Raw genomic sequence first — 13,247 nt, 5'->3', positions numbered from 1 at the left:
TTTAGATGAATAATAAAATGGTTGCAGGTAGCGAAGAATGGGTTTCACTTCCTGATTTGGCATTGCCTATGATCAAAGTGCGCGTGGACAGTGGCGCAAAGACTTCTGCTCTTCATGCGGTCAATATTTTACCATTTCAACGAAATGGAGAAGCTTGGGTTTCATTTGATGTGTATCCGCTTCAATTTGATGGAAAAAAGGTCGTGCATTGTGAAGCACCTGTAGCCGATCGACGCACCATTAAAAGCACAAGTGGAAATAGAGATTCTCGTTATGTCATCAAAACCAAACTGAAAATTGGAGAAGAATCTTGGGAAATTGAGGTTTCTTTGACCAATCGTGATTCCATGGGCTACCGAATGCTTCTAGGGCGTGAAGCCATGAGAGGAAAAATGTTGGTCGATCCAGATAGTAGCTTTTTGTTTGGAGCTTTTGCCAAAGATGAAGCCGAAAGTTTCTATAAAAAAGGAACTCAAGATGTACAAGGATTGCGCATTGGCCTATTGGCGAGTAATCCCGATTTGTATAGCAACCAGCGAATCATTGAGGCAGGTGAACAATTGGGGCACCAAGTGGAGTTTTTGGACATCAAACAATGTTACATCAAATTGGATGCGAAAACACCAGAAGTTCATTACCGTGGAGGTCGAATTTTAAATAATCTGCATGCTGTAATTCCTCGAATTCGTCCAAGTATGACCTATTATGGTTGTGCTTTGACACGCCAATTTGAATCCATGGGTGTCTATGCTTTGAATACGTCCAATGCTATCACACACTCTCGAGATAAATTATATTCCCTTCAATTAATGTTAAACAATGGATTGGACATTCCGATTACGGGATTTGCCAATTCTCCATTGGATACCAATGACTTGATCAAAATGGTTGGAGGTTCGCCTTTGATTGTGAAATTATTGGAAGGAACCCAAGGAAAAGGAGTCGTTTTGGCTGAAACCAAAAAAGCAGCAGAATCGGTAATCAATGCGTTTAAGAGTTTGAACGCCAATATTTTGGTTCAAGAATTTATCAAAGAAGCGAACGGAAAAGATTTGCGTTGTTTTGTCATCAATGGAAAAGTTGTAGCAGCGATGCAAAGAGAAGCTCCTCCGGGTGAATTCCGTGCGAACATCCATTTGGGTGGAACAGGTTCTGTGGTGAAAATTACCAAAGAAGAAAGAAAACTGGCCATTCAAGCAGCCAAAGCGATGGGATTGGAAGTGGCAGGAGTCGATTTGATTCGTTCTTCCAAAGGTCCATTGTTGTTAGAGGTGAATTCTTCTCCAGGATTGGAAGGAATTGAAGGTGCAACAGGAAAAGACATTGCAATTGAGATGATCAAATCCATTGAAAACAACGTCGCCAAAAAGTTTAGCAAACGAATTTTACGAAATAGAATATCCTAAATTTTCATAGAATAAGAAATATTTTACAAAGAGACGCAACGAGTAAATCCTTGGGTCTCTTTTGTTTTATATGAAATTTATGTGCTAATTTAGTAGGATTCTTTTGACAAATCTCTTACAATGCCTACATCAATTGAATCTTATTTTTCAGTTTTGATGCTGTTTGGGTTTTCTCAAGCAGTTCTAAGTATTTACCTTTTGACAAAGGAGAAAAACCGGCCATTTTCCAATAATATGTTGGCCCTGATGATCTTTTTCTGGGGATTTTCTTGTTATTGGTTTTTTGCTTACATCTGGAAAGGGGCTTTGTTTAGTGTGACAGTCACAACCTTTATCGGTCCCATGCTCGCATTGACCTTGTTCCCGCCGATTTATTTATATGTAAAATATCTTTTCTACGAATTCAAATCATTTCAAAAATGGGATCATATTCACTTTTTACCCATTTACATCTATTTGTCATTTACTTTATTTCTTTTCTTGGATTCTGATTTTTCAATCGAACAAATGCGAAAGCACAAATGGTTTTCATTGAGAAGAGATATGAGTGCTTATATTGCCACTTTGCAAGGTCCCTTGTACTTTTGGATGACGCATAAAATCTTGAAAAGGTGGCATTTGAAGTTGGAAAAGGATTTTTCTGAAATAGAAAGCCGTAAATTGGAATGGTTTCGTACCATTAATATTTGTTTTGCCATCGTTTTTATCATTGGTGGAATTTCCACGATATTACGCATCACTTTAATCAATCCTTTTTATTTGTACATGGGGTATCATGCGATTATGGCCTTGAGCTTATTTTATATCGCCACCATGATTTACAAATATCCTTTATTGTTTAGTCAAAATTTCTTTTTCCAAAAGGAAGCAAAACATACCGAAGAGGTAGAGGAAATGGAAGTAGAGGAATCCATTGTTATGGATTTGGAAGAAAAGGAGCAGAAGGAAATTTCCCAAATCGAAAAAGAGCAATTGATCATTAAGAAGATTGAAAAAGTGATGAAGGAGAAGAAATTGTACCAAGATCCTAACTTCAATTTGAATGATTTAGCAGGAGCTATATCAGAAAGTCGAAATGCCATTTCGATGGCCTTGAATCAAAACTTGAACAAGACCTTTTATTTTTATATCAACGAGTTGCGAATACAAGAAAGTTCGATGTTGTTATCGGATCCTTCCAAAGCACATTTTTCCATTGAGGGCATCGCAAGTCAATCCGGATTTAAATCCATGTCGGTCTTTTATCGATTTTTCAAAGAAATACATGGTGTGACGCCATCTGTTTATCGAAAAAACGCAATAAATTCATAATCTGCCAATTAACTGGTTTATTTGGCTAGTTTTTCTCTCTTTGGGACGAAAAGGAGAGGTGATATTTGCCTATGCAAGAGGAAGTGATTAGTTTTCAGCATTATAAAAAACACAACAAAAACACGAAAAAACACAATGAGAACACTGAGACAATTTTTACTCATGGTGCTGATGATTTCGACCACTTGGTTGAGTGCTCAGCTTCATGGGTTTATGGATGATGTGGAAAATCAAACCGATTTTGCCCAAACGGGTTTAACTGGTTGGACTTCCCTTGACCTCGATGGATTAAATACAGCAGGACCATTTCAAAGTTTTCCTGGAAAAGGAGGGCCTTTGGGGTTTATTGTTTACAATCCATCTCAAACCGATCCTGTAAACACACTTGATGGATATGATCCGCGATCGGGTCAAAAATATTTCGCGAGTATATCTTCTTGGTCTGGGCCCAATAACGACTGGTTGATTTCAGACGAATTGGCAGCTCACCCAGGAGGAACTTTTTCATTTTACGCGAAAAGTGCGGCCGATTTTTCGGGATTGGATCAATTCAAAGTAGCCTATTCGACTACCACCAATAATCCCGCGGATTTCGTTTTCCTAAACGGAGGAAATCCAATTTCAACCACCATTAACTGGGTAAAATACGATTATACAATTCCTGCCAATGCGAAATATATCGCGGTGAATTGTGTTTCCTATGCATTTATGATGTTGTTGGATGATTTGTCTTTTACTCCAACGGTTGCGGCAACTGCGCCTAATTCCATTACGAATTTCTCGATGGAAGCACAGATCGATTCGCAATTTAGAGCGGTATTGAACTGGACAAATCCTACTATCGATTTTCAAGGAAATACCTTAACCGATTTGACAGGAGTGAAGATTTATCGCGGAACGCATCCGATGAATTTACAATTGGTAACAACCTTGACTTCTTCTGTAGGTCAAGCTCAAACCTATACCGATATTCTTCCAGGGGAAGGTTCTTATATCTACCGATTGGTTCCTTATAATGCTGCTGGTGATGGGAAATCTTTTGATACGCCTTTGACCTATTTTGGCTATGAGACGACACCTGGTGCACCTCAAAATGTGAATTTCTCTCAAAATGCAAGTTTGCAAACAGTTATTAGCTGGGACGAAGTGAATTATGGTTCAGGTGGAGGTGTTTTGCAAGATCCTGTCGTTGGGTATACCATCAAACGAACTTTGGGCACAACGACCGAAGTTTTGGCAGAAATGCATCCGTCTACAACTTTTACAGAAACAACAATTCCAGAATTTAATTTGTACACTTATTCGATTCAAGCCCAAACAAGCGAAACGAATTTAGGAATTGCAACGGTAGTTTCTTCTCCATCTGGTTTGGCGGCAGATCAAGTTCGCATAACATCTGGAACAGCGGCTAAAAATCAACCATTTGAATTGGGGAACAAATCTATCATTTCGCAAAGTATCTACTATCCGTCAGATTTGGGTGAAACTGGCGTAATTACATCGATTTCCTATTTTGCGAATTTGGCTAGTCCAACTACAGCTCGATATAAAATCTATATGAGCACCACCGATCGAGATGTTTTTGGTACAACCTTGAACAATGCGATTTGGGAATTTTATGGTGATCAAAAATTGGTGTACGATGGAGAAATTCAATTCATTTCTGGAAGAAAAGCGATGACGATTGATTTGGATCAGCCATTCTTTTATGATACTGCTTCTGGTCAGAATATTATCATTTCGATTGTAAAGCCTTATTTGGAAAATGTCCCAACGTTCAATCCGAGAGAGTTTTACAATACGCCAGTTGAGGGGATGAGAACTTATTATGCCAACGGATATACGGTTGACTTGAGCGTTGTGACAACTCAACCTGCTGCTTGGTCTACAGATGAGGTGACGAGTATTCCTAGTATTGTTCTTGGGAAAGCTTCTGATTATGGAAGTTTATCGGGCCAAGTAATCAGAGAAGATGACGGAACTGCCTTGGAAGGAGTTTCAGTACAATTAACTCCAACCGATGAGAATTCCTATCAGTCTGAAGTCACTTTGACCAATGTTTTTGGAAATTATGAAATCAGAGGAATTTTACCTGGAAATTATACAGTAACATTTACCAAAGACACCTATAATACCGAAACAGAAACCATCAGCATTGTTGCGGGTGAAGAAGAAATTTTAGATGTTGAAATGAATTCTGCTATTCCGATTTCCATTGCAGGAACTGTTGTCAATGTTCAAGGACAGCCAATTGCAGATGCGACTTTGAACCTTTCTGGATTCTCAACATTCACAACGACAACAAACGCAACTGGATCCTTTGTTTTGGAAGCTTATGCTGGCAAAGAATACGATTTAGAAGCTTCACATCCTTTGTTTGTGTCAGAAACAATTTCATTTGTTAGTGAATCAACAGATTTCACCTTGGATCCGATCGAGTTGGAATTGGCGCTAAACAAACCAGGATCTGTTATAGCTGTTAACAACAATGGAGTTGGAGAAGTCTCTTGGCAAAAACCAGTTGGAATGTTCAACGAAACCCAAATTGGTTGGGGAAGTTTCTTGGCTGCAGGTGATGCTTGGGGTAATGGTGGAAATCCGTTTATTGCCGGAATTCGTTTAGAGCCAGCAGATTTAGCCAATCAATTAGAAGAAGGTGCGAAATTGACGCACGTGAAAATCTATTATGCCAACAATGCCAATACGATCATTCATATTTACAAAGGAGCAAATGCTTCCGAACTAATTCATTCGCAACCATTCAATGTGACAACAGAAAATTGGTATACAGTAGAATTAACTTCGCCAATTGAAATCGATCAAACCCAAGAACTTTGGATTGGTGTAGAATTTTTAGCAGGCCAATACGGAGCTTATCCGATCGGATTGGACGACGGACCAAATGCACCTGCTCGAAAAGGAAGTATGTTAAATGAAAATGGAACTTGGGTTGGAATGAGTTTGACCAATAAAAACTGGAACATTTATGGAATCGCCAACAATACTATGGAGGCCAATCCAGAAGGATATAAAGTCTTTAGAAGTCCGGCAGCAGAAGAAAACTGGACCGAACTTACTCCTTCAATGATTACTGCATTGGAATTTGACGATACAACCTTGAGTTCAGCGCCAGCCAATATGTATAAATATGGTGTCGAAGCACTTTATGGTGAAAACTTGATTTCAGAAAAAGGAATCTCAAACGAAATTGAACACGGATTGTATTTCGATTTCACGTTGACGTTAAATCCGGATTCTGGAAATGCAACTGGAGCCTATGTTTCAATGTGGAACGATGTGAATTTTGCAGAAGCGACAATCACCAATGGAAATACCATTACGTTGAGTCATTTGATGATTGGTACCTATAATTTACGTGTTGAACTGGACACTTATGAAATCATTGAATTGAATGATGTAGTGGTTAGCAACGAAGGTTCATTGACGCTGCCATTGAATTTATTAAAAGTTCAACCTTCCAATTTAACGGCAGATGTTCAAGGAAATACAGCAGAATTGCATTGGACTTTACACGATACATTTACCGAAAAATTCGAACGTTATCCAGATTTTGAACGAAATACAATTGGAAATTACATTTTACGTGATTTAGATGGTTTAGAAACCTATACCTATACCAATTTCTCTTGGCCAAATGATGGAGATCCTATGTCCTTTATGATTTTTAATCCGTTTGCGACAACTCCGCCTGTCAATATTCCTGCTTTGTCTGGTAGAAGATTCTTGTCGGCTTTTGCGGGTCCAGATGGAGCCAATAATGATTGGATTATCATTCCTGCAGGTCCGGGCGAATTTAAATTCATGGCTTCTTCATTGACCAATGAATTATTGGAAAGAATTCGTGTGTATTATTCAACTTCAGGAACAGAAACTTCCGATTTTCAAGCTTTCGGATCTCAAATTACTGTTCCAACTGCTTGGACAGAATATACCTTTGAAGCGCCAGAAAACACGCGTTATGTTGCCATTAATTATGTAAGTAACGATAGTTATATTTTGAAAATTGAGGATATGACGTTTGAGAAAGAATACAATCATGCGCTGTATTATCGTGTTTATTTGGACAATGTTTTGGTGGCAGATAATTTGACCGAACAAAATTTCTTGTTGGAGAATTTAACGGGTCCAACGCATGTCGCGCACGTTGAAGCGGTGTATGGATCTGGAAATTCAGAAAAAACAGAAATCATTCTATCGCTTTTAGGTGTGGAAGATCCAAACTTAGCCCAAGTATCGGTGTATCCAAATCCGGCTTCTGGAAAATTCTGGATCAAAACTGACTTGAAAGGAGACATGAAGGTGATGGATTTAAACGGTCGTTTGATGTATTCTGGAAAAGTTCAAGTGGGAACGAATTTCATCGAACATACGTTTGAAACGGGAACTTATATTGTACAAATTCAAACCGAAAAAGGAATCATTTCGAAAAAATTACTCATCAAATAATAGTAAGAATTTAATTGATTCAATCCGCCTTTTCATTTTGTGAGAAGGCGGATTTTTCATTTCATGGAAATCAATTCACGTCGAATTAGTTTCGTAATTTTGATAGATAAACAATGAGTTAGAGTTCTATGTGTTATTATACCGAAATTCAAAAAGACGCGAAATCCATATCGAAGAAATTTAAAAAGACCTTCAAAGAACCAGAATTGTTCACGCCATCTGAGCAAATCAATGGATTTGCCTTGCCAAAAACTCCGGTCATAACGATTGAGAATCCCGAGGAGATTGAAATGATCACTTGGGGATTTCCAACCGATTGGGGGAAACCTTTGTTGAATGCCAAATGGGAGACACTTTTTGAACTTAAATCCTTTAAACCTTACACCGATAATCGTTGTTTGATCATCGTAGACGGATTTTACGAATGGAAACACGAAGGAAAAAATAAAATCAAGTACAACATTGGATTTGGTGACGAATTGTTTGCGTTTGCAGGGATTTTTAAAATAGAAAACGATCAACCTTATTATACAATTGTCACAACTGAAGCGCAAGGAATCATGCGCGAAATCCACAATACCAAATACCGAATGCCTTTTGCGTTGCATTCAGAAGAGAAACAAAACCAATGGTTGCATAACGAGCCCGTAGAACCCGATTGGGATTTTGAAGCGAAGGTTGTTGGGTGAGTTTTCGTTCTTTTATTTGGTTATGAGAGAAATCGTATTCGGTTCAATGATATTCTATAAAATAGTAATATATTATCCATATTGACAAATATTGAGTATATTTGACATTATATTACTTATTTATGAGTGAAATTTTGGATTTTAATAAAGCGAACTTAAAAGAGGTAAAAAATAGTCTTGCGGAATGGTGTCAGGCATTGAGAAAAGAAAATAATGAAACGCAGATTTCGTTGGCTCAAAAATTAAATGTATCCCATAAAACGATTTATAATCTAGAAAAGGGTAGCAATTTTACCATTGACACTCTTTTAAAGGTGTTACAATATTTTGACAGATTAGATTTGTTTTATAGGTTTTTGTCAGATCAAATTGCGCAAGAAAAAGACAAGAAAGACATAAGTTTTTATTAATGCTATATGAAATCAATAGGCGTATTCTTTGAAAATCAAGAGATTGGTAAGTTGGGGTTTGATGAAGCTACAGAAAATTCAATTTTTCAGTACAATCCAAAATTTTTAGAAAATGGAAATTTTAAATCCATTTTCCCTTTTGTCCTGAAAAAAACGCCTACATCTCAAATTTTCAACCAATTCAAAGGTGAAACATTCAAAAGTCTTCCTCCGATGTTTGCTGATTCTTTGCCCGATATTTTCGGAAATATGGTATTTAAAGAATGGATGAAGGCTAATAACAAAAAAAATGTATCTCCAATTGAACAACTTGCCTATGTAGGCGTTCGTGGAATGGGTGCAATTGAATATAAACCTTCCAATTTAGTAGATAATGATTTTACCTCAGATGTTAATATTGAGGAAATGGCAGAGTTTTCCAAGAGAATTTTAGATGTAAGAGCAGAATTAAGTTCTGACGGGTTAAGTCACCAGTCATTGTTAAATATGTTCAGAATTGGGACTTCTGCGGGTGGAGCAAGGCCAAAAATACTTGTGTCAGAACATAAAATTACTGGGAAGCTTTTTCCTGGAGATCTAAACTATTCAAATGAATACTATCACTATTTAATCAAATTATCGATTGAAGAATCCTATTCGCCGGAAATAATCGAATATTGCTACTATAAGCTTGCAACATCTTTGGGGATTAGAATGCAGCCATCAAAACTTATTGATAGGAAGCATTTTTGCACAGAAAGATTTGATCGTGTGGATGGGGAAAAAGTTCACATTTTGACAGCTAGTGGGATTACGGGTTGGGATTTCAAAAATCCGCAGTATTCTAGTTATGAAAATTTATTCAAACTTTGCAATGAACTGGTCTTGCCGCATGCGCAAATTGAAGAGCTATTCAAACGGATGGTACTGAATGTAGTATTCTTGAACACTGATGACCATCTTAAAAATACAAGTTTTGTTTACGATAATTCAACTGATAGATGGAATTTATCACCTGCGTATGACATCACATTTGCTTTAAATCCCTTATTGAATGTAAGAAACGTAAATAGGGCACTTTCGATTAATGGCAAACGAAATGATATAATCATTCAAGATTTGCTTCAATTAGCTTCTGATTTTAGCGTAAAAAACGCAAAAAACATTATCGATAATACCATCAATGCATTTGACACTTTAAAAATCGAAATGGAGAATAACAAAGTTCCAACGAGAGTTCTAAATTCTTTGAGTGATTTGATCGCAGAAAACATAAAAGAAATTTCAATAAAGGGGAAAAATAAAAACTCCTCAAAATCAAATGATTGAGAGGAGTTTCTGTACCCGAGGCCGGAATCGAACCGGCACGTCATTGCTGACACAGGATTTTGAATCCAGCGCGTCTACCAGTTCCGCCACTCGGGCTGCTGAATTGGTCGGCAAATATAGTGCGAAATATTTTTAACTTCCAAATTAAATTTCAATTTCTAGTCCATCAAAGGCTAAAAAAATATTTTCTGGAAGTTCTGCTTGAACTTCATCATGGAAGCCTAACGTTAGGCTAATGTGCGTAAAATAAGCTTGTTTGGGCTCTACGATGGAGGTGATTTCTAATGCTTCTTCTAGGGTAAAATGCGAATGATGTTTTTCTACTTTTCTTAGTGCATTTAAGACCAAAGCATCGACATTTTTGATTTTTTCGAGGATTTCCTCCGAAATAAAACTTGCATCGGTGATGTAAGCAAACTTTTTATCAATCAAAAATCCATAAATCGGAAGTTTTCCATGCAAAATCGGTAAAGGTTCTATGACAAATCCGGCAAATTCAAATGCTGATCCGTCCAATATATGTTCGGTGAAGGAAGGAGCTCCCGGATATTTCTCTTCTGCAAAGGCATAAGGAAATCTTGTTTTGATTTCACCTAAGGTACGCGGACAAGCAAAAATATCCATCGGTTTTTGAGCAAAATGAATGAAGGATCTTGTGTCGTCTAAGCCCAATACATGGTCGTTGTGTTCATGCGTGAATAAAATTCCTTCTAAATTTCGAACATTGGCGCGCAACATTTGATAACGGAAGTCAGGACCACAGTCAATTGTTAGGTTTTTTCCATGTTTCGAAAGCAAGACAGAACTACGTAATCGCTTGTCTTTGGAGTTGGTTGAAAAATTTACAGGATGATGACTTCCAATCACGGGAATACCTTGAGAAGTTCCTGTACCTAAAAACTGAACTTTTAGCATTTAATTCGGCATAATTTTGGTAAATTTACAGCATTAAAATAAAAATGCAGATATGAGTTTTGATCAGGTTCTTTCAGCCAAACAAAAGGCATTAGAAATTAACCTCAATTCCAACATTTATGGAACCTTTGCGGAAATTGGAGCAGGACAAGAAACGGTTCGTTTTTTTTACAGAGCAGGTGGTGCTTCTGGTACCTTGGCAAAAGCGATGAGCGCCTATGACAAAGATTTTTCTGACGCGATTTATGGGAAAGAAGAAGATGGACGCTATGTGACCGAAGAGAGATTGCAGAAAATGTTGGACCATGAAATGAAATTGATGGAAGAACGTTTGAACCATGAGACTCATAAAGACAAGCTTTTCTTTACCTATGCCAATACGGTAACGACCATTGATTTTACCAAAACTTACAAAGGACATGGTTGGGTAGGAATTCGTTTTCAATCTGACAAAACTTCCAAAAAATACAACGAAATTATTTTTCACGTTCGTTTCAAAGAGAATTCAGCTCAATTGCAGCAAGAAACTTTGGGGGTAATAGGTGTGAACTTGATTTATGGCGCATACTATTACAATGATAATCCACGTCGTTTGTTGCGTTCCTTGTATGATGGTTTGGATAATGACCAAGTGGAGATTGATATGGTAAACTTTAGCGGACCTTTGTTTGCCTATGTGGACAATCGTTTGATGAGTCTTCAATTGGTGAAAAATGGAATGACCGATGCGGTTATTTTTGGTCCAAATGGTAAAAACTTTTTACCTGCGGCCATCCTTTACAAAAAGAATATTTTTGCCATGCGAGGTAGTTTCCGACCTGTAACGCATGTCAATTTAGATATGTTGGAATCGAGTTTGGACATGTTTATGAACCAAAACGATGTCAACGAAGACAATACGGAAATCTTATTTGAAATCACTTTGAGTAACTTATCGACAGATGGTGAAATTGATGAACGTGATTTCTTGGATCGTGCCGATATCATTGGTAGTTTGGGCTATAATGTCATTATTTCCAACTTTTCGGAGTATTACAAATTGGTCCACTATTTTACTGAATTCACAAGAAATTCGACTCAAATCGGTTTAGGAATGGGTGTGAACAACTTATTGGAAGTGTTCAATCCAACTTATTATGATAATTTACCAGGTGGAATCATGGAGGCCTTTGGGAAATTATTCAAGAAAAATGTCGTGGTGTATCTATATCCGTACAATAACCGAGAGACCAATGAATTGTTGAATTCAGAGAATTTGAAAGTAAATGAAAACTTGAAAGAGTTGTATAAATTCTTCAAATTCAACCAACGAATCAAAGACATAGAAAACTATAATCCTGAATTTTTAGAAATCTATTCCAGAAAAATTTTGGAACAAATAGGAAAAGGAGAAGAAGGATGGGAAGAATGCTTACCAAAAGGCGTTGCGGAACTGATCAAAGACCGCGCAATGTTTGGGTATTCTACAAGCTATGCCATCAATTGACTGACCGAAGAATTTTGTATATAAAAGAAAAGACCACGAAGAAGTGGTCTTTTTTTATGGTGTAATTTTAGATTAATTGCTTGGTTCAGCTGCTCTAAGATTGGGATCAAACAAATCAACTTTGATTTCTTCTGGTTCTTCGACGTTTTCAATTATTTGATTCGCGCGGTTAACCGCTTCGTCTAATATTTTTTGTGCTTCGTCCACTTTGGTTCTTGCCTCATCTGCTTTTAATTTCGCTTCATCCAAAGCTTTTGCTGCTTCTTCTACTGAAGGGAACGGAGGTAAGTTTTCTTCTTTCAATTTCAATTTCGCTAAGTTGTCAAATTTGTACGCAAATCCAACTCCTAAGGTTTCTTTCAACTGTGTTTTCATGATTTGATCTTCATCATAAAATAAATTTACAGTCGCTTGAGCAGAAATGAAACGAGTTACTTTCATGTCCAAAATTCCTTGATAAGCAATATCCATGTTCAAAGGTTCATCTAAATAATTCGAATAAATCCCTAAACGATTGTCATAGGAAATGGTATTGGTAATGTTGAATTTGTATCGAGCTCCTAAAAAAGCACCAAATTCATATAAAAAAGAATCTCCATCATTCTTTAAACCATAACTTCCTGCAATTTGCAAGTCGCGATCGGTAATAAAGGTGAATCGAGAGGTGAATGGGTGAAAGTTAACTTGGAAATTTTCATTTGGTTTGTAGTCAACCCCCAATCCGAAAGACAAATATCCTGGAGCCATAAAGCTTGAAATCTTCTTGTAGTCTCCTGTTAAGCTATCTTGTACATTGTAGTCAAAACCATTGGTAAATTGGGTTTTGAAATTCATGGCACCTGCAAAATAAAAATGTTTGGCAAATTCGTAACCATAGGAGGAGCTTAAATCAATCACATCATTGGATTTGCGGTAATCTTCACCTTCATTTCGTAAGATGCCATAAGCCAAAATAAATCGGTTGTCCCAGATATGGCGTCCACGTGTCAAATTAAATTCGTAGTCGATGTTTGCATTTAAAGAATAAGAATTTACTCCACCTGCCATCCAATTGGAAAAAGCAGCTTGGTTAAAGGTCAAGGAATTATTTCCTTTTACAAACCAGCCTTGTAAACGACCATTATGCGATTTGGTTTTAAGGTACTGTTGACTATTGGTGGATAAATTTCCATTGCTGTCAACTTTTTGAGCGTGCAATTGATTGATCCCTAGTAGGATAAAAAACAACAAGATCTTTTTCATAATTTCCTAATTT

General features: G+C 37.1%; 9 protein-coding genes and 1 tRNA gene. 7 read left to right on the top strand and 3 right to left on the bottom strand.

Annotated features, from left to right (window positions below; genetic code table 11):
* The first annotated feature begins 5 nt into the window (after positions 1–5).
* The 6 genes from rimK to ABID46_RS05370 all read left to right on the top strand — a co-directional run bounded on the left by rimK (position 6) and on the right by ABID46_RS05370 (position 9,591).
* Positions 6–1,406, top strand: coding sequence for a 30S ribosomal protein S6--L-glutamate ligase (gene rimK / locus ABID46_RS05395; RefSeq protein WP_354507851.1), 1,401 nt, complete (start codon positions 6–8; stop codon positions 1,404–1,406).
* A gap of 120 nt (positions 1,407–1,526) precedes the next feature.
* On the top strand, positions 1,527–2,717 hold the full coding sequence (locus ABID46_RS05390) for a helix-turn-helix transcriptional regulator (RefSeq protein ID WP_354507849.1): 1,191 nt from the start codon (positions 1,527–1,529) through the stop codon (positions 2,715–2,717).
* Positions 2,718–2,852: 135 nt separating this feature from the next.
* On the top strand, positions 2,853–7,184 hold the full coding sequence (locus ABID46_RS05385; protein WP_354507847.1) for a carboxypeptidase regulatory-like domain-containing protein: 4,332 nt from the start codon (positions 2,853–2,855) through the stop codon (positions 7,182–7,184).
* A gap of 128 nt (positions 7,185–7,312) precedes the next feature.
* A complete protein-coding gene (locus tag ABID46_RS05380; protein WP_354507845.1) occupies positions 7,313–7,873 on the top strand; it encodes an SOS response-associated peptidase in 561 nt (186 codons plus the stop codon).
* Positions 7,874–7,995: 122 nt separating this feature from the next.
* A complete protein-coding gene (locus ABID46_RS05375; protein ID WP_354507843.1) occupies positions 7,996–8,283 on the top strand; it encodes a helix-turn-helix domain-containing protein in 288 nt (95 codons plus the stop codon).
* 6 nt (positions 8,284–8,289) lie between these two features.
* Positions 8,290–9,591 (top strand): type II toxin-antitoxin system HipA family toxin, encoded by a 1,302-nt coding sequence (locus tag ABID46_RS05370; RefSeq protein WP_354507841.1) that lies wholly within the window; start codon positions 8,290–8,292, stop codon positions 9,589–9,591.
* A 12-nt stretch (positions 9,592–9,603) separates the two neighbouring features.
* Here ABID46_RS05370 and ABID46_RS05365 read toward each other — a convergent pair.
* Positions 9,604–9,687 (bottom strand) — tRNA-Leu (locus ABID46_RS05365).
* Positions 9,688–9,735: 48 nt separating this feature from the next.
* Positions 9,736–10,506, bottom strand: coding sequence for an MBL fold metallo-hydrolase (locus ABID46_RS05360; protein WP_354507839.1), 771 nt, complete (start codon positions 10,504–10,506; stop codon positions 9,736–9,738).
* A gap of 52 nt (positions 10,507–10,558) precedes the next feature.
* On the opposite strand from ABID46_RS05360, the gene ABID46_RS05355 reads away from it, so the two are divergent.
* Positions 10,559–11,992, top strand: a complete 1,434-nt coding sequence (locus tag ABID46_RS05355) for a TonB-dependent receptor (RefSeq protein WP_354507838.1) — start codon at positions 10,559–10,561, stop codon at positions 11,990–11,992.
* A gap of 72 nt (positions 11,993–12,064) precedes the next feature.
* On the opposite strand, the gene ABID46_RS05350 is transcribed toward ABID46_RS05355, so the two are convergent.
* Complete coding sequence (locus ABID46_RS05350) at positions 12,065–13,234, bottom strand: DUF3078 domain-containing protein (protein ID WP_354507836.1); 1,170 nt, start codon at positions 13,232–13,234, stop codon at positions 12,065–12,067.
* Positions 13,235–13,247 lie beyond the last annotated feature (13 nt).

Source organism: Moheibacter stercoris, assembly GCF_040545805.1.
In the GTDB taxonomy this organism is placed as follows: domain Bacteria; phylum Bacteroidota; class Bacteroidia; order Flavobacteriales; family Weeksellaceae; genus Moheibacter; species Moheibacter stercoris.
This window is presented reverse-complemented; position numbering and strand designations above follow the sequence as displayed.